At 39.6% G+C, this 21,671-nt stretch carries 19 protein-coding genes; 14 read left to right on the forward strand and 5 right to left on the reverse strand.

All coding sequences use genetic code 11. The features are described from left to right. Positions 1-30: 30 nt before the first annotated feature. Positions 31-2,268 (reverse strand): heparinase II/III family protein, encoded by a 2,238-nt coding sequence (locus ABJN95_RS18120; protein WP_348372503.1) that lies wholly within the window; start codon positions 2,266-2,268, stop codon positions 31-33. A gap of 15 nt (positions 2,269-2,283) precedes the next feature. Next, the gene (locus ABJN95_RS18125) at positions 2,284-4,602 is read right to left on the reverse strand and encodes a chondroitinase-B domain-containing protein (protein WP_348372505.1); all 2,319 of its coding nucleotides are present in this window, start codon (positions 4,600-4,602) and stop codon (positions 2,284-2,286) included. Between the two features lie 186 nt (positions 4,603-4,788). On the opposite strand from ABJN95_RS18125, the gene ABJN95_RS18130 reads away from it, so the two are divergent. From ABJN95_RS18130 to ABJN95_RS18145, 4 genes are all read left to right on the forward strand, one after another. Next, positions 4,789-5,754: a sugar phosphate isomerase/epimerase family protein gene (locus ABJN95_RS18130; RefSeq protein ID WP_348372507.1), complete on the forward strand. Its 966-nt coding sequence runs from the start codon at positions 4,789-4,791 to the stop codon at positions 5,752-5,754. A gap of 22 nt (positions 5,755-5,776) precedes the next feature. Then, positions 5,777-6,493: a ribonuclease activity regulator RraA gene (locus tag ABJN95_RS18135; RefSeq protein ID WP_348372509.1), complete on the forward strand. Its 717-nt coding sequence runs from the start codon at positions 5,777-5,779 to the stop codon at positions 6,491-6,493. 124 nt (positions 6,494-6,617) lie between these two features. Beyond that, positions 6,618-8,360: a PQQ-dependent sugar dehydrogenase gene (locus tag ABJN95_RS18140; RefSeq protein ID WP_348372511.1), complete on the forward strand. Its 1,743-nt coding sequence runs from the start codon at positions 6,618-6,620 to the stop codon at positions 8,358-8,360. Positions 8,361-8,415: 55 nt separating this feature from the next. Further along, the gene (locus ABJN95_RS18145) at positions 8,416-9,048 is read left to right on the forward strand and encodes a 7-carboxy-7-deazaguanine synthase QueE (protein ID WP_348372513.1); all 633 of its coding nucleotides are present in this window, start codon (positions 8,416-8,418) and stop codon (positions 9,046-9,048) included. 171 nt (positions 9,049-9,219) lie between these two features. Here ABJN95_RS18145 and ABJN95_RS18150 read toward each other — a convergent pair whose 3' ends face one another. Both ABJN95_RS18150 and ABJN95_RS18155 read right to left on the reverse strand, forming a co-directional pair. Next, on the reverse strand, positions 9,220-10,092 hold the full coding sequence (locus tag ABJN95_RS18150) for a hypothetical protein (protein ID WP_348372515.1): 873 nt from the start codon (positions 10,090-10,092) through the stop codon (positions 9,220-9,222). A gap of 44 nt (positions 10,093-10,136) precedes the next feature. Next, positions 10,137-10,844, reverse strand: coding sequence for a class I SAM-dependent methyltransferase (locus ABJN95_RS18155; protein WP_348372516.1), 708 nt, complete (start codon positions 10,842-10,844; stop codon positions 10,137-10,139). 79 nt (positions 10,845-10,923) lie between these two features. On the opposite strand from ABJN95_RS18155, the gene ABJN95_RS18160 reads away from it, so the two are divergent. The 3 genes from ABJN95_RS18160 to ABJN95_RS18170 all read left to right on the forward strand — a co-directional run bounded on the left by ABJN95_RS18160 (position 10,924) and on the right by ABJN95_RS18170 (position 12,725). Beyond that, positions 10,924-11,127, forward strand: coding sequence for a hypothetical protein (locus ABJN95_RS18160; RefSeq protein WP_348372518.1), 204 nt, complete (start codon positions 10,924-10,926; stop codon positions 11,125-11,127). A 125-nt stretch (positions 11,128-11,252) separates the two neighbouring features. Further along, a complete protein-coding gene (locus ABJN95_RS18165; RefSeq protein ID WP_348372520.1) occupies positions 11,253-11,753 on the forward strand; it encodes a YkgJ family cysteine cluster protein in 501 nt (166 codons plus the stop codon). Positions 11,754-11,882: 129 nt separating this feature from the next. Further along, positions 11,883-12,725: a sterol desaturase family protein gene (locus ABJN95_RS18170; protein WP_348372521.1), complete on the forward strand. Its 843-nt coding sequence runs from the start codon at positions 11,883-11,885 to the stop codon at positions 12,723-12,725. On the opposite strand, the gene ABJN95_RS18175 is transcribed toward ABJN95_RS18170, so the two are convergent. Continuing rightward, positions 12,722-13,960, reverse strand: a complete 1,239-nt coding sequence (locus tag ABJN95_RS18175; RefSeq protein WP_348372523.1) for a DUF1343 domain-containing protein — start codon at positions 13,958-13,960, stop codon at positions 12,722-12,724. The two genes, ABJN95_RS18170 and ABJN95_RS18175, sit on opposite strands and share 4 nt — an antisense overlap. Before the next feature lie 3 nt (positions 13,961-13,963). Between ABJN95_RS18175 and ABJN95_RS18180 the strand changes: the two genes are divergently transcribed. The 7 genes from ABJN95_RS18180 to ABJN95_RS18210 all read left to right on the forward strand — a co-directional run bounded on the left by ABJN95_RS18180 (position 13,964) and on the right by ABJN95_RS18210 (position 21,557). Continuing rightward, a complete protein-coding gene (locus tag ABJN95_RS18180; RefSeq protein WP_348372525.1) occupies positions 13,964-15,202 on the forward strand; it encodes an FtsX-like permease family protein in 1,239 nt (412 codons plus the stop codon). Between the two features lie 55 nt (positions 15,203-15,257). Next, a complete protein-coding gene (locus ABJN95_RS18185) occupies positions 15,258-16,619 on the forward strand; it encodes a pyridoxal-phosphate dependent enzyme (RefSeq protein WP_348372527.1) in 1,362 nt (453 codons plus the stop codon). A 55-nt stretch (positions 16,620-16,674) separates the two neighbouring features. Beyond that, positions 16,675-18,075: a CotH kinase family protein gene (locus ABJN95_RS18190; RefSeq protein WP_348372528.1), complete on the forward strand. Its 1,401-nt coding sequence runs from the start codon at positions 16,675-16,677 to the stop codon at positions 18,073-18,075. An 8-nt stretch (positions 18,076-18,083) separates the two neighbouring features. Then, positions 18,084-18,860: an aldose 1-epimerase gene (locus ABJN95_RS18195; protein ID WP_348372530.1), complete on the forward strand. Its 777-nt coding sequence runs from the start codon at positions 18,084-18,086 to the stop codon at positions 18,858-18,860. A gap of 39 nt (positions 18,861-18,899) precedes the next feature. Beyond that, entirely contained in the window at positions 18,900-19,532 is a 633-nt protein-coding gene (locus tag ABJN95_RS18200; RefSeq protein WP_348372532.1) for a Crp/Fnr family transcriptional regulator, read from the forward strand. 158 nt (positions 19,533-19,690) lie between these two features. Next, positions 19,691-20,281, forward strand: a complete 591-nt coding sequence (locus tag ABJN95_RS18205) for a DinB family protein (RefSeq protein ID WP_348372533.1) — start codon at positions 19,691-19,693, stop codon at positions 20,279-20,281. Between the two features lie 97 nt (positions 20,282-20,378). After that, positions 20,379-21,557 (forward strand): cytochrome-c peroxidase, encoded by a 1,179-nt coding sequence (locus tag ABJN95_RS18210; protein WP_348372535.1) that lies wholly within the window; start codon positions 20,379-20,381, stop codon positions 21,555-21,557. Positions 21,558-21,671: the final 114 nt, after the last annotated feature.

Consider the following 21,671-nt stretch of genomic DNA (forward strand, 5'->3'; position numbering starts at 1 on the left):
GTGAAAATTATTAATCATCGCTTACAAATACTAATTCTTAAGTGTGAACTCCCAGACCTCGCCTGGTGCAATTTCCTTCTTTCTTTTCGTTGCATTTTTGTGTGTGATATTCAAGATCGTATTTTCGGGTCCAAGCGCATGAATGCGAAGTTCGGTATCGATCAGTTCTATAAATAGATCTGTTTCGGAAGATGTCTGAATCTTTAACTTTTCAAATTGCAGGGTACGTACACCAAAACAGTAAAAGCGATTATCCTTGCCAAAACTAATGGCATTGTGTCCAGCTATTTTCAAATCTGTTTTGTTGACTTCCCAATCATAAAATGTGAATTTGTTATTGGTTTCATCTAGTCTGTTGCTGTATCCTCGATATGGATAAATCACTGTTAGGAAGCTAAAATTCTTTTGATTCCGTTTTGAGACCACACTCCAATTTTTTCCTCTTGCCCCAGAACTAACGACAGTGTCTACTTTAGTTAGCTGTAAAATATCATGGCCGCTCGCATCGGCAGCTGTGGCTCGAATGAGGTTGGGGCCATTTTCATAGCTATAATGACCCTGCCAAACTTGTTTGTATTCATGTACCGATTCAGACGAAAAGTTATCTTTCACAATCCAAAAGTTACGGTCTACAAATAGAACCTGTCTTGTATAGGCCACACCCGCATTTTCAAACCCATCATGACCGCCTACGAATAAATCAAAGTCTTCTGTAGTTGACCATGCAATTACGTTAGGACTCGGTAAGCTGCCAAACTTGCCAAAACCACTTCCACCTTTGTTAGACGTCCATTGTTTTCCTTGTAGCTCATTGTCGATTAAGGCGACATTTTTGACCTTTGAGTTTTTGAACAGCTCATAATCCGCTAGGGAATAACGTACTTGATAGTTGGGTAAAATGGCATTTCCGTTGGCTATCGCTTGAATACCTAACATATCGCCATGTTGATGATCGGGTTTCATTTCATCGAGACCAGCACTTATTACCATCATTTTGTCGTTTACATTCCATCCTTCACGCATGACATAATAATGGGTATCTGTGAGTGCTAGTGAGCCATAAGTAGGTTTTTTGCCTTGCATGTTTTCGAGCAATTGAATTTGAGACTGACTTAGAAACCAATACATGCTGTCATCAACCTTGTTGGTAGCAAAATACCCCAACTCAGGATCTTCAAATAGCAAATAACCAAGTGTCATAGCTCCCGAAATGTCGTTTTTTTCTGCCCACGGAATCTCTGTATCGTCCTGAAGTACTGGGGCACTTTTATCAGGATAAGCCACCTTAACAAGTGTTGAGAACAGCCCCCTAAGTTTTAAGGTCCAGTCTTGGGGTACTTGTATTTCGTTTAGTTTGGCCAATTGATAGGCGTAGAAGTAATTGTTTATATCACTCATATGATAGTGTACGGAACGTTCAAACTGAAATCCGTCATCATTGATTTCTCTGTCGAGATGCTCCCCAAGGCGCTGCATCGCCCTTTCGTACCATAAGTCAGTACCTTCAAAATCACTAAAAAGAATAGCGAGCATCACCAATGCAGACATGCCCCTAGTTTGGTGATTACCCCATTTAAAGGTATCATTTCGCTCATAGAGATGTTGCCCGTGCTGTAAAAGCGTTGCTATAGTGGTAAGCTGATCCTTGTCGGCATATTCGGGCTCATTGAGAATCATGTTATGAATCCACAACCAATTGAGTATTCTGTAACCCGACCTGAAGACTTCGTAAACCCCGTTACCATCTTCTATTTTCTCATATTTGCCAGCTTCCAATGCCGCATTAAGCGAACGCATCTGGTTTTCAAAATATCTGATGTATTTCGGGTCTTTTCCTTCATTAAAATATAACAGTATGATATCAGACATCTTATGCTGCCTTGCCAAATGACGAAGTGCATAAGCATTTACTTCTTGACCGTTTTGATAATTGAAAGGTAAGACCCATTGTGTCGAGTCTGCGTATTTTTCCAAATGATCTAGTGCTCTTTTTTTATGGTCGTGCTCATTCTTATAAAGCGCATTGTAGTGCCGCAATCGCTGTTCAATTGTATGGTAATCGTAGAAGAAGCGTTCCGAAAATTTTTCCCTGAAATAGGTTGCAAGCTGTGCCTCCGTTAATTTCCCATCAATTCCTATTTTGTTTTTTACTTCCTTTTTGAGAAAAGCAGGGAGTTCTTCAGTTTTTAAAACTTTGTGAGAGGGTAGTTGCTGTGCACTAAGGCAAAGAAAAAAAGAAAAGCATAGCAAGCATATAGAGACCTTCATTAGTATTACTATGGATTAGTACATCAATTTCAGCGGAAGATTTTCTTCTACCACTAATTCTCCTGAGTTTTGTATGTCATTATTTGAGTGGGTGTTATTTTTTGCTCCCCATAAACGGGCAACCATTTTCACTTTGTTGCCTATGAATTTATTTCCCCTAAGCGCTACGTTGATGATACCATACGTATTGAGCAATATCCCGTTTTCCTCTTTAGCACCACATTGCGTAAAACTACTGTTGGTCACAATTAGGTTACCTCCCACGGTAGATTCATCATAGCCACCTCTATAGTAGTCAATCACATTCTTGCTGACACCATCGAATTGGCAATTGTCAATAAAGACGTTTTCCGCATTATAATCACCACGGTCATCATCTTCTGCTGCCAATTCTATTCCGTTTATACAGTTTTGAATTCGGGTAGATCTTAAGGTTATATATTCTGAAAAAGAGTATTTATAGCCCTTTAGAACAGTGTCGAAATCGGCTATCTCACAATCGATTATGGTTAAATTATAAAGGCTAGACATATTGCTTTGCAAACTGGCAAAGGCATATTGACTTTTTCGGCCTTTTAGCGTAACACCTTCAAGGCTAAGGGCACCTTTGGGGTTCATTTCAAACGCCGGTGTTTGGGCCTCGCCACTATAGGTAATAGTAGCTTTCTTACTATCATTTGCTGAACGTATAGTTAGTTCTTTGGAAATCTTCAAAGCATTTTGAAGTTCGTATTGGTCTGATGTTAATACGATAACATCACCACTATTGGCTTCTTCAACCGCCTTACGCAAATCACTTATAGATGCTGCTGAATGCGTTTTTGAATCTCCTTTATTTTCTCCATCAATATCGTACCAATCTGGACCGTATTTAGACCTGTCCATGAGGTTCGGTTTCTGAGTGCTTGCACCAACTATCGCTCCAACTACATTATTGTTGGTACGTGAATTACCCAGCAAATCTTCTGTTATTTGGTCAAACTCAAAACCCTTATAAAGTTCAAAATCTGCTAAGTCATTATCTGGCACTAGAAGATTCTCTTCCAATTTTGAAAGTGCAAAATCCTTTTGAGTAAATCCTGCATCGTGCGCAAATGAGACTCCTTGATTATTAATTAGATTGCTTTTAAATGATATACCACCTAAAGAATCATGAGCTACAATTGGGTGCTCATCGTCCTTATCATTGTAAAGTAGGTTGTTCGCCACAATTGTACGAATAGGTCTTTCCGACCTGATTTCAGAAGGGGGTAGCACCTCCTTTTGGTCTAGGTTAGACCCTACTCCAAATTGTAATGGTGAACTACAGTTAATCCAAGAATTATGAGCCACAACTACATCAGTTACCTGTATATAACGATTAAGCGGTGATTTCGGAATGCCGTTCATCACAGCAAGCGGGCTTCTAAAAACCTTTCCCTTTAGCCTATAGAAATAATTGTTCGTTACCCAATGCCCGGTGCCTATTAAGCGAATACCACCGATTTGTTCAGAATTGTCATCTCCAATAAAATAATTACCATCTACGATACAATAGTTTCCGTGCCTGGTTACCAAAGAACCCTCACTCTTGTAAAAGACATTGTTTCGAAACTCATTGAAATTCGTTTTACTTGAAATCACTTCTACTTCTCCATTACATCTATCAAAAAAGTTGTTGGCCACAAAGGTATAACTGGGCGACATGGAAGTAAAACTATTGCCGATTTGGATGGTCTCTGCACTAGGTCCTCCTTTAGGAGGTCGAGGTCCAAAATAGTTATTCGTGATTTTATGGTAATTCTTTATGCTCCTATTTCCCGCTAAATCTACCCTGATAGTGGGGCCTCTGTTAGATTTGCCCGAAATATAACAACTATCGAGCTCGTTATAGCGTCCTTTAAACTGTACCCACAGATCGGACTCATTTCTTTGTGGCTTGTTGTAGTCGACTATAACCGTGTTTACAATCTTTGAATGATTGGCCACAGTATCTGCGTTGATAGCAAACTCTATAACCGATCGAGAAGGTGATGCCCCTTCTCTAAAGTACAATCCGTTGACGATCAAATGCTCCCCTCCCAGTTTTAAATCAGATTTTCCTCCAATAGTAACCTGACCCTGTGTTTCCGCGCGCAAGGTTATAGGTTCCTTCTCATTTCCATAACCAATAAATCGAATCTGGATGTCATTCCAATTGCCATTGGCCATTACAATTTCATCTCCGGGAACAGCTTTTGCTATCGCTGCGTTTAATTCAATGCTATTTGTTACGAAGATTTCTTTGTTGGAATTTTCATTGCACGAGTACAATAGAAGTCCTAAGCCTGCTAGTTGGATGTATTTTTTGATCATTTTGATTTTTTTGAGCAAAACAATTGAAGCCCGCAATTGATGGTCGTTCAAATGTGTCAGTAGGTGACTTCGTTTACTTTAATTAAATTGGTTTACCAGTTTGGTTTACCAAAAATACATATATTTGTAAGACAGGCAAGTTTTTAACACAAATTCTATCAACATAACATAATTCAGTACGCAACTATGAAGGAAAATAAAATAGGATGGTCAAGAAGGAATTTCACGAAGATATCCGCTACCGCTATGGGAAGCATACCCATATTAGGGTATGCTAATCCTCTTTTTAAAACGAACCAACTGCCAAATGATGATATCAAGATCAATTTATTCTCAAAACACTTACAATTTCTTGATTATAGTGAGATGTCGGAAGCAGCTGCCGAAATTGGTTTTGATGGTCTTGACCTAACCGTAAGACCTAAAGGTCATGTTTTGCCAGAACGCGTAACTGAAGAATTACCGAATGCCGTGGCAGCAATGAAGAAATTCGGCCTACAAACTACGATGATGACCACCAATATTATCGATGCTAGCGACCCTCAAAGCAAACAGGTATTGGAAACGGCAAGTAGCTTGGGGTTAACACATTACCGTACGGGTTGGTTGACTTATCCTGAAGAAAAAACGATTAAAGAGAGTATTGAAGTCCATGCACAAAAACTAGCAGCTTTGGAGGCATTAAATAAAGAATTGGGCTTGTATGGCGGATATCAGAATCATGCAGGAAATCATGTTGGTGCCCCTATTTGGGATATTCCTCAAATTTTGAAAAACACCTCTTCCTTACATATGGGTTGTCAATACGACATACGGCACGCGATAGTGGAAGGAGGTGGCAGTTGGCAACTTGGGCTTCGCCTTGTTCATTCCTTTATCAATAGTATCGACATCAAAGATTTTAGATGGGGGCAGAAAGATGGAAAATGGCAACCAATAAACGTTCCGCTGGGAGAAGGCATGGTCGATTTTGACACCTATTTCAAACTGCTAAAAAAGTATAAAATTAACGTTCCAGTGTCGCTTCATTTGGAATATGATTTAGGTGGCGCTGAACATGGAGCTTCCAAAATAAGTATCCCTAAAAAGGAAGTATTTGCGCAAATGAAGAAAGACTTGACGTTTTTAAGAGAAACCTGGCAAAAGGCCTAAACCCTGAAGAAAAATAAGAAACATGACCAAGCTATCAGAAAGCACTAGGGAAAAACTGAAAAAATTGAGTACCGCTACGGTGGCTACTTTTCTATTTAAAAAAGGATTGAAAAATCAGTTTATTCAAAGTGTTGTTCCGCTAAAAAAAGGAAGGCCCACCATGGTAGGTGAAGCCTTTACCTTGCGATACATACCCGCGAGAGAAGATTTAAACTCCATCGAAGTTTTCAGAGACCCAAAGCACCCTCAGCGTGTTGCGGTGGAAACCTGTACAGCAGGCTCGGTATTGGTTATCGATAGTAGAAAAGATGCACGGGCAGCTTCTGCAGGTTCTATTTTAGCCACCCGATTAATGGTTCGAGGGGCTGCGGGAATAGTAACCGATGGTGGTTTTCGCGATTCTGCTGAGATAGCGGAGCTCGATTTTTCGGCATACCATAAAACTCCTTCGGCACCAACAAATCTTACCCTGCACCAAGCCATTGCCATAAACGATCCAATCGCTTGTGGTGATGTTGCCGTTTTTCCGGGCGATATACTTTTGGGCGATGACGACGGCGTTATGGTCATCCCGGCTAAGATGGTCGAAGAAGTTGCAGATGAATGTGTACAAATGACTTTGTACGAGGAGTTTGTCATGCAAAGAGTTCGAAGTGGCCAAGAGATTATTGGGCTTTATCCACTTGTCGATGAACAAATCAAAATAGAGTTTGACAAATGGAAGGCAAAATTTGAATAACGAACACAATCGAATTACTTAGAAAAAAAGACTAATTTGTAGGGCATTAATAACAATCAGCAGTGCTATGCCATTATCGCAAATATGGAGTTATTTCTATTCTTTCAGATCAAGTGCAGCAAGAATGGGCAATTATTTATTTTATGCCCTTCTTATAATTTTTCTTTCCAATTGTAATCAGAAGAAACAAGGCGATATATCAAAAGGCAAGGTCAACGCAGACGTCTATGATACATCCGAACTTGCTATTCAACGCGGAATGGTATTGTTCAACCAGCATTGTGCAAGCTGTCATAATTTTAACGAAACGGTAATCGGGCCCAACTTGGCTGGCGTTACCTTAAATGTTTCCAAAGAATGGTTGGCCAATTTTATTAAAAACCCCAAAGAAAGCATTGATAGTGGTGATGAAAGAGCAATGGAGCTGTATGCCAAATACAAGGTATATATGCCATCTTTTCAAACGTTGAAAGAAAACGAAATAGATGATCTTTTAGGTTTTATACACAAGTTTTCAGAAGCCGAAAAGCGCAGTCAGAATAAAAGACCAGGTGGAATTCTAGATCCAATACCTGAAAAAATACCTGATTCAGATTTGACCTTAGTAATTGAAGAGTTTTTAACCGTTCCTCCAAGCTCCGAATCAGCTCCCAAAGCGCGAATAAATAAACTTTCAGCTGTTAAGACAAAAGATGGTGAACGCTTATTCATTTCCGATTTGCGCGGAAAACTCTATGAAGTGGTCGATGCTGAAGTGCATACGTATCTTGACCTTAAAGTAGAAATGGGCGATTTTATTGATAACCCAGGTTGGGGTACGGGATTGGGTAGTTTTGACTTTCATCCTGAATTTGAAAAAAACGGACTGCTTTATACCACCCACACTGAAGAAGCTAAAAAGGCGCCGGCTGATTTTGCCATTCACGACAGTATTAATACGAGGCTGCAATGGGTCTTAACAGAATGGAAAACCAAGGACCCGAAGACGGAAAAATTCTCCGGTACCAATAGGGAAATCTTGCGTGTTGACTTTGTGAGTTATGGGCATGGCTTTCAAGAGCTTACTTTCAACCCACTCGCCATTAAGGGAGATTCTGAATACGGACTTTTGTATTTATGTATTGGTGATGGTTCCGCTGCCTTAAGAGGATACGCATTTCTATGTGATAACCCTGGAAAAATATGGGGCAGTATCATCCGAATTGACCCCTCTGGAAGCGATAGTAAAAATGGAAAATACGGTATTCCAAAAGATAACCCTTTTGTTAATGACGCTGGTAAACTAGGCGAGATTTGGAGTTACGGTTTTCGAAACCCGCATCGTATTTCTTGGGATACGAGCGGTTCGGGTAAGATGTTGGCTACTAATATCGGGCAGCATAGTCTTGAAGAAGTTAATCTTGTAAAAAAGGGAGCCAATTATGGATGGCCAAATAGAGAAGGCACGTTCTTGTACGATGTGAATGCAAATACCGAAATTGTATATGCGCTACCAGAGGATGATTCTGGTTATACTTACCCCGTAGTTCAATTTGATCATGATGAGGGTAATGCTATTTCTGGAGGTTATGCCTACGGGGGTGCTAAAATTCCGCTCCTAAAAAATAAGTACATCTTTGGTGACATTCCCAACGGTACAATTTTTTATGCTAAACTATCAGAAATTATTGAAGGCGAGCAAGCTCCGATGTATAAAATAGGCCTTGAATTAGATGGGAAACAGACCAGTTTCGGCGACATAGTGGCGAATGAACGTGTTGATCTGAGATTCGGTAAAAATGGTACAGGTGAATTGTTCATTTTTACCAAGAGTGACGGCAAGGTTTACAAGATAGTTGGTTGTAAAATTCGCAACGAGTTACTATGAGAAATATACAGCCATTCCTAGTAGCTATTGCAATGGTCTTTTCTATCTTTGCCAAATGGTCAAAGATGATGTTTTAGCATTAGTTGATAATGGTGAAATGCTTCCCTTGATGGAGGAATTTTATACCATTCAAGGCGAAGGTTTTCATAAAGGAACAGCCGCTTACTTCATTCGGGTCGGAGGTTGCGATGTGGGTTGTCACTGGTGCGATGTAAAAGAGAGCTGGAATGCAGAACTGCACCCACCTACAGCCATATCACATATAGTTGCCAATGCGGCAAAGTATTCCGATACCATTGTAGTAACAGGCGGAGAGCCATTGACTTGGAATATGACTCCATTGACCAAAGCCTTAAAAACCAAAAATCTCCAAACGCATATAGAAACTTCTGGGGCCTACCCATTAACTGGAATATGGGATTGGATTTGTCTCTCTCCCAAAAAAAATAAGCTCCCTGTGGGAAACATTTATGACAAGGCCCACGAATTAAAGGTGATTGTGTACAACAAACACGATTTGATTTTTGCCGAGGAGCAGGCAGCAAAAACAAATAAAGACTGCATTTTATATTTACAACCTGAGTGGAGCGTATCTGAAAAGGTTACTCCTCTAATAGTAGACTACGTAATGCAAAACCCGAAATGGAAAGTATCTTTACAGACCCATAAATATTTGAACATACCTTAAGTTTTTAGGGTCTAAGCTGTAGAAGATATAAAAGAAAAGGAAGCTTCTTTAATTAAGAAATTTGACCTCTACAAGTTGCGATTATCAATTGGTGGGCAGAATGACCAGTATGGTCTAACTATTTTCCGTACCGAAAAAGCCATAAATACTTTCAACTGCTCGTGCTAAGCATTACTTGCCACCGTTGGACTTCAAATCCAAAAGGCATTCAGCATCTAAAGGAACAGCATTTATACTTCCCTTTGACGTGCTATGCTCTAACATTTTTAGCACACTTTTTCCGCTGAGCGAGCAACTTGACTTGAGCTCATTTTTAGCGGTCAAATCAAAAGACTTTCCAACAGGGCCAAATTGCAGTTCAGCCCGCATTAAACATCCCGGTACGTTGCAGTGATTTTCGGCATCCGCATCTTCGTGATCATTCACCGGGGTTGTACCTAAATTTACCAACCCAAACAGATGGCCAAACTCATGATTTATAGTTGCTGTTTCAACATCTGCATACGAAATCACAGCACTTAGATCGGCTAGTTTTCTAACCGTAACTTCATGAATAACCATGGTTGTATTTCGATATACAGCTCCTAGTGTAACCAAACCTTCCTCCTCATCATCGTCCTCAGCCGGAGCGTCTGCAAAATAGAGGTAAACACCCAAGGTCTCTCCATCGTTGTAAACCGTTCTGTTTTCAGATTCAAGATCGGCAATCTCTTGAATAGTTAAGGTTTCTTCTCCTGGTGATGGCAGTTCGTTAAACACCATTTCAATATCCTCTTTAAAGGTATGGGTGGTTAGATAGTCTACAAATTCGTTCATCGCTTCTTGCGTGGGTCTAAAACCAGTGACATAGGCGATTTCTACCTTAAGCTTGGTGAATTCGTCATTAGAAAGAATATCATTGGCAGATGCGCCAGCGGCGAGCAGGTTCGCTGATTTATCAACTTGTACGGGGGGTTCTTCAGTAATAGGCTCATCAGAATTTTTAGAACATGCAAAGAAAAGTCCCAAACAAAGCAATGGCAACCAAACACGCAGATGTTTCATCTTCATAGTTTTTTTCTAAAATAACGCAAAAATCATACCTTCTATTATGTTAAGAGGCTTAATCTCGCTAAATAGTCGAAATGTTCGCCCAAACTTACGATTTCACAATTTAAATCGTTGACATATGCCGCTTGTTGCAAGGTGTTTTGATCTAAGTATAACCAAGAAAACGGTTTGCTTTTTGCACCTTTATAGCTCATGGTAAAGCTTACCTCGCCATAGTATTCTTGATCTGCCGGAAGCCATCTGCCCCCATCATCATCTTCCTCGAACATATATATAATATCGCTGGAATCTAGTAAAATTTGTCCCTTTGGTTTGAGCAGTTTTTTTAAATGGGAGAGAAATTTGCCAAGACTCTTGAGTTCCCCTGCAAGGCCGATACCGTTCATGAGTAAAAGGAGTGTATCAAATTGACCTGCTGTAAAATGCATGATGTCTGATTGGATACATTTTTCAATTCCGCGTAGCAGGCAGGTTTCAATGGCTCCTTTCGATTCGTCTAAGGCAGTTACTTCAAAACCTTTGTTTTGTAGGTATAGACTATGGCTTCCAGCCCCACATCCAATATCAAGTATCGTTCCCCTGCATAGTTTCAAAGCTTTTTGCTCCAAAGCGGGCATTGCTTTGAAGTTTCTAAAAAGATAGGGTAGGGGTATTACATCTTCCTCGTCAAGAGAAGAGTTGGTAAGAATATCTTCAGTATATGATCCGCGCTGGTAGTCGAAAAGGGCATCCCCAAAAACATCCATGGAAATATTATTTGTAATTTGTGCAAATGTGGTAATTTTTACCCTTACCCCATAAATCAAGAGAGCTATAAATTTTTTTTTGTCTTTTTTAGTGATTACCGGAAATGGATTATCGCAAAAGATGGGTTTTTCCTCAGAGGTTGCAGTTTATTTGGAACGTAATGGTACCCTAAACCAGTACAGATGTGCCTATGATGCACTCCTAAAAATGTTAGTGAAGCAGTTAAGCACAGACTGCTCTTCAATGACGGAAGGGCAAAAAGAACAAATAAATGTCTTTTAAAATACTGAATTGGGTAAAAAAATTAGTGGAAAACAAGCAATCTTCTCAAAGGCTATTGCAGCGGTTTAGGAATGTTGGCGTGGCGATTTGTATGAAACTGCTATGAGCTTGTTGAAAGAATAAAAATGAAGAAAATCTTAAAAGACCTTCCCGCAAAAGCGAAAGAAAAGCATGCTGAAAACAGAAAGTATTTTGCTAAACTTCGTAAAAAGCCACCAAAACGGCTTGACTATTTGATGCGCGAATTACACGAGGCGGAATTCGAAAGAACAGATTGTCTATCATGCGCGAATTGCTGTAAAACAACCGGGCCCTTATTTATGAATGCCGATGTGGAGCGCATAGCCAAACACTTTAAGCTGAAGCCCCAACAGTTTATTTTAGAATACCTGCAGATTGATGAAGACAATGATTATGTGCTTCAACAAGTTCCTTGCACGTTTCTAGACGCCGACAATTTCTGTTCGATTTACGATGTGCGACCAAAGGCCTGTCGCGAGTTTCCACATACAGATCGAAAGAAGTTCCATCAAATCAGTAACCTAACCTTAAAAAATGTGGCCATTTGTCCTGCTGCCTTTAACATTGTTGAAGAAATGAAGAAAGTAGTAAATAGCAAACGTTAGCAGTGTACACTTTTCATAGCCAAATGGAGCAGTACGGCAGTATTTTTAAACTGCAAAAATTCACAAGTGATGGAAAACTGCATACTGAAAACTATTACTGCCAACTAAAGTTTTTTATATTTAGGGCCTATGGAAGAAATAATTAAATACTTCGAAAGTATTCCCCCCTTACATAGATCTTTGATTTTGGTGGGAGGAATTACCTTTTTTTGGGTTCTTGAAGGCATTTTGCCGCTATTTAGATTTAAATACAAAAAATGGAAGCACGCCTTGCCGAACTTCTTTTTTACCCTTACAACAATTATCGTAAATTTTCCGTTGGCGTATCTATTGCTGAAAACTTCAGATTGGACCATCGCGAATGATTTCGGCATTATTAATTGGCTGCCTCAAATGCCTTTTTGGTTGTATGTTGTATTGGGTCTGATGCTTTTAGACTTTATAGGGGCTTATATGGCTCATTTGGTTGAACACAAGGTTAAACCGCTATGGATGATACATTTGGTGCATCACACAGATCATAATGTTGATACCACCACCGCCAATAGACACCATCCATTAGAAAGTGTGATACGGTATTTGTTTACATTATTTGGAGTTTTTATCGTGGGTGCCCCGATCGGTCTGATTATGCTGTATCAAAGTTTATCTGTGGTATTATCGCAATTCAACCACGCTAATATTCAATTGCCGAGAGCGGTAGACAAGGCATTAAGTTATATTATTGTCTCCCCTGATATGCATAAGGTGCACCACCACTATAAATTACCTTACACCGATTCCAACTACGGTAATATTTTCTCTTTTTGGGATCGATTATTCGGCACCTTTCTATCATTTGACCGAGACAAAATTGTTTATGGGGTAGATACTTTCTTTAATGAGGAGGAGAATGGTAAAATCGGAGTACTTTTAAAACAACCATTTCATAAATACAAGAAACCTACAGGTTATGAGGAAATAACAAATTAGTTATATAGCAAATATTTCTCGCGAACCATTTTAAATTTTTCCAAATCTGTTTGCCATGAGGCTTTGATTTCTTTTTCCGATAATCCTGCCTCAATTTGTTGCTGTAAATTTTTGGTTCCAGCGTGCTTTGTAAATCCTGTTCTGTTGAAGAATTTTGATTTATCGGTTGAATTGTTATAAGCGTCGATTATCCATTGCAGGGTGACGTGGTTCATTCTTGAAATTTTAGACAAGTCTTTACCAAAGCAGATTTTTCCTTTTTCCTTTGGGTTTTTTGAGCCAAAATTAGGTTTAGGCGTATAGGTAAAACTGTATTGCGTACTATCTAAAAACGAGGCGCCATACCGTTGAAATTGAAATTCGGTACCACGGCCTGCATTGGCATTGGTACCTTCAAATAGCCCCAAACTCGGATACAGATTTATGGCCTGATCATTGGGTAAATTGGGCGAAGGGCGTATGGCCAATTGATACGGTGAAGTATAGGTCCAATTTTCAAGTGGAATGATCATAAGGTTTGCCTTTAACCCGTCTTTGAGCCATTTTTCTTCGTTAATCATTTTAGCGTATTCTCCAATCGTCATTCCGTAGACCAAGGGTATTTCATTCATCCCCAAAAAGCCGGTATGTTCAGCTTCCATGGTCGGGCCGTCTACATAATGGGCATTGGGGTTTGGTCGGTCTAAAACCATAATAGGAATATTGTTTTCCGCACAAGCTTCCAATACCAGTTGTAAGGTTGCGATATAGGTATAAAAACGTACTCCAACATCTTGAATGTCAAAGAGCACTATATCCAAACCCTGTAGCTGTTCCGCCGAAGGCTTTCTATTTTTCCCATACAGTGAAATCAAAGGGAGACCGGTTTTTAAATCGACGCCATCTTTCACTTTTTCACCGGCATCAGCTTGTCCTCGAAAACCGTGTTCGGGGGCAAATACTTTTTTAATGTCAACATCTGAAGCGATTAATGAATCTACCAGATGGGTATGTTTATCCGTATCAAAAATTACACTGGTTTGATTGGCAACGATACCCACAGATTTGCCCTTGAGCATCGGAAGGTATTTTTCGGTTCGATTCGCAGCCACCACAATAGGTTTTGGAGCAATAGACGTTTCCTTGGCTTTAGCTATATTCTGATTAGTCTTTTCCATTTTTTGAGGGCTTCCGCAAGCGGATAGGACCAAAAACCAAATGAAAACTGTACTTTTATAACTGGAAAAAAAAGCCATAGATTGAATTTAGAATACTTTATTGCCAAACGACTAATTCGCGGTGGTACCGATAAAATTAGTATTTCCGCGCCAATAATAAAAATAGCTATTGCGGCTATTGCCCTTGGTATTCTAATGATGCTTATTGCCATAGCAACAGGTGATGGCCTAAAGGTGAAAATTCGTGAAAAAGTAACGGCCTTCAACGGGCATATTCAAATTTATAACTACGACAACAACAATTCTGATGTATCAGTGGTGCCCGTATCTTTGGAACAAGATTTCTATCCTGAATTTACTAGCGTCGATGAGGTGGCCCATGTGCAAGCTGTGGCGAGCAAAGCGGGTGTGATTCGTACTGAAAATACCTTTGAAGGCATGATTGCAAAAGGGGTAGGGAAGGACTACAATTGGAAAGTTCTCGAAGAATATCTGGTCGCTGGTCAGTTGCCGAAATACGATGGAGACTTGAATGACCAAGTACTCATGTCGCGAATTATGGCAAGTCGCCTACAATTGAAAACCGGAGATTCATTTTATGCTGTTTTTTTTAAAGATGAGGCAGATAAATTACCAAATCAAAGAAAGTTTGAAATTACAGGTATTTATGACAGTGGTTTTGAAGAAATTGATGGGGTATTGGTATTTGTTGATATTCGGCACATTCAACGAATGAACAAATGGGAGGCCGATCAAGTTGGCAATTTTGAAGTGTTCTTGACCGATTTTGATGCGATTGAGGAGAAGACCAAGGAAATCTACGGTAAAACACTTTCCGATTTAGATACGCAAAACATTCAGAATAAATATTTTAGAATCTTTGAATGGGTTGGTCTTTTTGATTTTAATATTGCTTTGATAATAGGAATTATGATTATTGTTGCTGGTATCAATATGATTACCGCATTGTTGGTTCTGATCTTAGAGCGCACCCAAATGATAGGAATCTTAAAGGCATTGGGTTCTGCCAATTGGAGTATTCGCAAAGTGTTTTTGTACAATGCAACCTACCTCATAGGAATTGGTTTGTTGTGGGGAAATGCAATTGGTCTTGGTATTATCTGGTTGCAGAACAAATACCGATTGTTTAAATTTCCAAACCCCAAAGAATACTATGTTGAATATATACCCGTACATATTGATATTTTTACGGTCATCATATTGAACATCGGTGTTTTATTGCTTTGTTTGTTAATGCTCTTGCTTCCGTCTTATATTATCACGAAAATCACTCCCGTAAGGGCAATCAAGTTTGAATAAAACTTGAAACAATTACCGCCTTCTATATGGTGCAAATCCATAACTTTGCAAGCATATGAAATATGCAGAAAATATCCTTGAGACCATAGGAAATACCCCTTTGGTTAAATTGAACAAACTCACCGCAGAACTACCTTGCTTAGTATTGGCGAAATACGAGACCTTTAACCCAGGTAACTCGGTTAAAGATCGCATGGCCGTGCAAATGATCGAAGATGCTGAGGCGGCAGGAATTCTAAAGCCTGGAGGTACTATTATCGAAGGTACCTCAGGAAATACAGGAATGGGTTTAGCCCTTGGCGCGGTAGTGAAGGGTTACAAAATGATTTGTGTAATTAGCGACAAACAATCAAAGGAAAAAGTAGATATTTTAAAAGCCGTTGGTAGCGAGGTATATGTATGCCCCACCGACGTGGCTCCAGATGATCCAAGGAGTTATTACTCAACGGCCAAAAGACTGGCAAAGGAGATTCCCAATTCTTGGTATGTCAATCAGTATGACAACCCCTCAAATACCAAGGCACATTATATAAGTACCGGGCCTGAGATTTGGGAGCAAACAGAGGGTAAAGTAACGCATTTTGTTGTAGGTGTTGGCACAGGAGGAACCATCTCGGGAGTGGGGCGGTATTTGAAGGAGCAAAATCCAAATGTAAAAGTTTGGGGCATAGATACCTACGGTTCGGTTTTTAAAAAATACCACGAAACAGGCATTTTTGATGAGAACGAAATCTATCCGTATATCACTGAGGGTATAGGAGAGGATATTTTACCTAAGAATGTAAACTTTGATATTATCGACGGTTTTACAAAGGTCACAGATAAGGATGCCGCCATCTACACCCAACGCTTGGCGAAAGAAGAGGGGATGTTCTTAGGTAATTCTGCTGGTGCGGCCATTAAAGGATTACTGCAGCTTAAAGAACATTTTACTAAAGATGATGTGGTAGTTGTACTCTTTCATGATCATGGCAGCCGGTATGTTGGTAAAATGTTTAATGATGATTGGATGCGTGACCGGGGCTTTTTAGATGCTAAGATTACCAAGGCCATAGATTTGATTAAAAATCATATTGAAGAGCCCTTGGTAACCGTGAAAACTGAAGAATTGGTCATGCACGCGATAGAGCGGATGAAGAATTTCAATATATCTCAAATTCCTGTAGAGGATATAGATGGCTTCGTAGGTTCTGTCGATGAGGCTATTTTGTTTCACGCCATTATGGACGATGCTTCCGTATCTACAAAACCCATAAAGGAATTTATGCAGAAACCTTTTCCCATTGTTGATCGCAATACGTCAATCGATCATGTGGCAAAATTGATCAACAAAGATGTGCATGCTGTTTTATTAGATTTAGGCGACGGAAAGCACCATATCATTACCAAATACGACATTATTAGCGGACTGCATTGACTTGATAGGAAATAAATTTGAAATTAGTTTCGTTATCTTAGAGAAAAATTGTTCCATGTTGAAAAAGAGAAACCTGCGACGATTGTCGTCTCGCAGCTATTTGTTTGTATTGGTTTTTTTGGTTATTGTCGCCTCATGCAGTAGTGACAATAATCCTACCGACATTCCAGAAGAAGGTCAACCTGAACCTCCTGTTACCGGTTCAGAACCTGCGCTTACGCGTTTTTCAGTGAATACAAGCAACATTCAAATACCTGATGAACCTAAAATAGACGCAACTCTAACAATTACCGATGATGGGCAAGTAGTACATACTGGCGATATCGGTATCGAATTACGGGGTTCGTCTTCGCTATTCTTTCCAAAAAAATCATACGGCGTGGAAACTTGGGACGCCGAGGGGATGGACATAAACGTTTCTCTCTTAGGAATGCCATCAGAGGAAGATTGGATTTTATACGGCCCGTATAGCGATAAAACTCTTATTCGTAATATGCTGATTTATGATTTGGCTAGAGACATGAACCGTTATGCAAGTCGAACTAAGTTGGTTGAATTGAATATCAATAGCTTATACGTTGGGGTTTACGTTTTTATGGAGAAGTTAAAACGCAATGAACAACGCATTAATATCAGTAGACTAAAACCAGATGAGAACGTCGGTGAAGATCTCACCGGGGGCTATATTATTAAAATAGATAAAAATGATAAAGGCGGATATACTCCGCAAAATTCTTTTGAGTCTGCCTACCCTCCTAATAATGCTACAATGGAGCAAAAAATCAGGTTTTTATATGAATATCCTGACGCCGATGAAATTACCACAGCGCAAAGAGACTACATTTCAACCTATGTAGCGAACTTTGAGAATGCTCTTGCATCTGATAATTTTACAGATCCTGTAAATGGATATGCCGCCCACATTGATGTAGACAGTTTCGTCGATTTTTTCATTTTAAATGAATTATCAAATAACGTAGATGGATATCGCATTAGTACCTATTTAAACAAGGATAAGAATGGAAAATTGAAGATGGGGCCTATTTGGGATTTTAATTTAGCCTTTGGAAATGCAGATTACTGTAGTGGTGGAGAAACTAACGTATGGGCCTATAGGTTCAATGAAAGATGTCCGGGTGATTTTTGGGCGGTACCTTTTTGGTGGGAAAGACTATTAGAAGACCCGGCTTTTGTAACACTTGTACAAGAACGTTGGAACTCTTTAAGGGGGAGCACACTTTCAGATGCTACAATACTAAGTAAGGTCGATGCATACGTAAAGACCTTGAACGATGTAGGTGCCGTAAAATCAAATTTTGATACGTGGCCCATTTTCGGAACTTATGTTTGGCCTAACAATTTTGTGGGTAACGGTTATAATGATGAAATAGGATATCTAAAGCAATGGATTTCTAACCGTACCATATGGTTAGATGATGCCATTGGTAGCCTTTAATTTTTTTTATGGTTTTAAAACTCGGTGCTCAAGTATTGCAGATTGATGCTGGCGAATTAATAGGTTACGAGGTAAACGGACACCAATACATTCACCAAAAAGGAAACCCTGGATGGCGAAACTCCGATACCGAAATGTTTCCGATCATAGGCCCTACAGCCGAAGCTGGTTTTCAAGTAGAAACTCCTAAAGATATTGCCGTTCAAGATCAGCATGGATTGCTACGAGAAATGGATTATGAATTGATTTCCCAAACTGATGTAGAAGCAGTATTTAAGAAAAGTTACACCTCCAGAAGTCCTATTAAAAATTCTAAATTCCCCGAGAAATCGAACAAACAGTTTTTATATTGGACTTATGATTTCGAATTCGAAAAGAAGTTCAAACTCAAAGACGATGGACTCGAAATTTCCTTTGTAGTTTCTGGCGATATAGATACTCCTTTCATGCTGGGGTATCATCCGGCATTTAACCTGGTTACCAAGAACCCGGTGGTAATTGCTGAAGAACACGGCATTACCCTTCGGCAGGTGCTCGCTGTAGGTAGTAAAGCCTTTAAAGTCAAGGGTTATGATGAAGTTGTTTTAAAGGACAAAAACGAACTTCGAATTCGTACTGAAGGATTTGGTAATTTTATGTTATGGACAGAAGTTCCGAATATGATTTGTATTGAGCCTATTACTTTTTATCCTTACGAGGTAGCTCAAACTAACTTGCACGACGGGTTTCAGTATTTACAAGATACTTCCGAGACTTTTAAAGTTCACATCTCCGTTAATGATTAAAATTGCTGTCACCACGGAAATAAAAAAAGATTGCTAATTATGAGAGCGTTGCTAGAGCAACATTATGGATATCTTTTTGAAGATGCGCTATTGGCCGAAATTGAAGCAAGCAGCACGTATAAGCGTATTCCACAAGGGCAGACCATTTTGGATATTGGAGAACCTATCACGCACATGCCTTTACTGCTCAATGGTGCCATTAAGATCTTAAGGGAAGATGATGAAGGCGATGAACTCTTATTATATTTTTTGGAAAAAGGAGATACCTGTGCGATGACCTTTAGCTGCGGAATGGGAAAGACAAAAAGTGAAATTCGTGCGGTAACAGAAAGTGATACAGAACTTTTAATGGTTCCTGCTGCAAAGATGAAAGTATGGATGGCCAAATATCCAACCTGGCAGCAATTCATTTTAGATAGCTACCATACACGAATGATGGAGCTTTTGGAAACAGTTGATACCCTTGCATTCCTCCGAATGGATGAACGCCTCTTAAAGCACTTGCAAGATAAAGCCAAAGTCACGCATGACGATAGCATTTATACTACACATCAAGACATTGCTTATGACCTACACACCTCAAGAGTAGTTATTTCACGCCTACTTAAAAAACTAGAAAAAGAGGGTAGAATAGAAATGCACCGCAATCATATCAAAGTGTTCGATTTATAAATCAAGGTGCTAGTTCCACACTCAGAAGCAACGAGGTGGCAAGTATCAGCTTTCCAGCATATGAAAAAGTGTTGCGCTGTGATAACCCGAACTGCTATTACAACTCCCAAACCAAAATCTTTCTTCGTAATTTAACGCTGAAAACTAAAATCAACCAGATGAAAATGTTCTTTGCAAGTCTAGCTCTTTTACTATCGCTAACCCTACAATCGCAAAACGCTATGAATGATTCTCTACCCTATGCAACAATCCCAGAAGCACACGAAACCTTTACCCCAGGTACTGTAATAGCTCGGGTTATTGACGGACTCGGTTTTCGTTATTATTGGGCGTCTGAAGGATTAACGGAGGATAATTTACACTATGCTCCGGGCAATGAAGGAAGAGACATCAAACAGACTCTAGAACATATCTACGGACTATCGGCAGTCATTCTAAATGCTGCTAAGAAACAACCCAATGATCGTACCACCAGTCCCAAAAAATTGGAACCTATTGCGCAACGCAAGAAAACTTTAGAGAACCTAAAGGAGGCTAGTGAACTGTTTTCAAATTCCACTGACTTAAACGAACATAAGATCATTTTTGAAACTAAAAACGGTACGGCAAACTACCCTTTTTGGAACGGTATCAACGGTCCTATTGAAGATGCCCTCTGGCACGCCGGCCAAATTGTGGTTATGCGTCGTTCCGCAGGTAATCCTATCAACCCGAAAGTAAATGTGTTTTTGGGGAAATTAAATGATTGAGTTGAAATAAAGCCATTATTCATAATACGAAAAGAGTGTTATGACGAGAATCATAAAATGATCTATTGGGTTTAACTATTTTTGTGCAGTTCAAAGCATGCGCATTCTGCTAAAATATATACCAGTTTTAATTTTATTCGTTTTCGTAGCTGGTTGCGGAGAGGATAAATATGTTAAAACCACCAACAGGGTCTCAAAGGTTTCCACGACAATTACAGCCCTTCCCAAAAATGTAAAATTCCCAAAAGACAATCCGCCTTCCGCAGAGAAAGAACGATTAGGCAGGTTTTTGTTTTTCGACCCTATACTTTCAGGTAATAAAGATGTGGCATGTGCCAGCTGTCATCATCCGAATAATGGATACGCTGAGTTTTTAGACATTTCCATCGGAACCAACGCCCATGGTTTTGGTAGCAAAAGAAAGTTTAATTCACCAAATGATATTCCCTTTGTAAAACGTAATGCACAAACCGTTATCAATACGGCTTTCAACGGCATAGACACCCGCGAAAGATACCGTCCTGAAAATGCTCCCATGTTTTGGGATGATCGTGCGAAAAGTCTAGAAATGCAAGCTTTGGAGCCCATTAAAGCATTTGAGGAAATGCGAGGTCATGGTTTTTCGGAGACAGAAATATTGGAGGTGGTAGTGCAGCGCCTAAACGATATTCCTAAATATCAAGAATTGTTTGTTGACGCTTTTGGTAACGATAATCCAATAACTATTGAAAACCTCGGAAAGGCGATTGCTGCGTTTGAACGAACTCTGGTGACCAATAATTCACGCTTTGATAAATATATGCGAGGTGATGCCACGGCCATTCTACTTTCTGAAAAAGATGGGTTCGAGCTATTTAAATCCGTTGGTTGTGTGAATTGTCATAACGGCCCTATGTTTTCTGATTATAAAGTGCACGTTTTAGGGGTTCCAGAAAATAAAAAGCTTCCAGTCGCTGATGCCGGTGTAAAAGATAGTTTTGGTTTTCGCACTCCCACTTTGCGTAATCTTCGTTTTACCGCACCATATATGCATAACGGTAGCCTTAAAAACCTAAAACAGGTGTTGGAATTCTATGAGGATATATCTAATGGAAAGGAAAGAAACAAGCTGGTTTCGAAGGATAGGTATGACCCTTTCGTTCGCGAATTGAATTTGAGTGTAAAAGAAATGTCACTGATTATTTCATTTTTAAACACCTTGAATGATGATAGTTTTGACAAAACCATTCCTAAAGCTGTGCCTAGTGGATTGTCGGTAGGTGGTAACATTCAATAAATACGATGTAGTGCGAGCATCAACTTTAAATACGATAAATGGCTTGAGCCTGAATTTTGAACTTGCGCCAATTAGGCAACTGAGCTTAGTTATTTACACATTTAAACGTAAATT

Origin of the sequence: Maribacter sp., assembly GCF_039974175.1 — a bacterium.
GTDB lineage: Bacteria > Bacteroidota > Bacteroidia > Flavobacteriales > Flavobacteriaceae > Maribacter_C.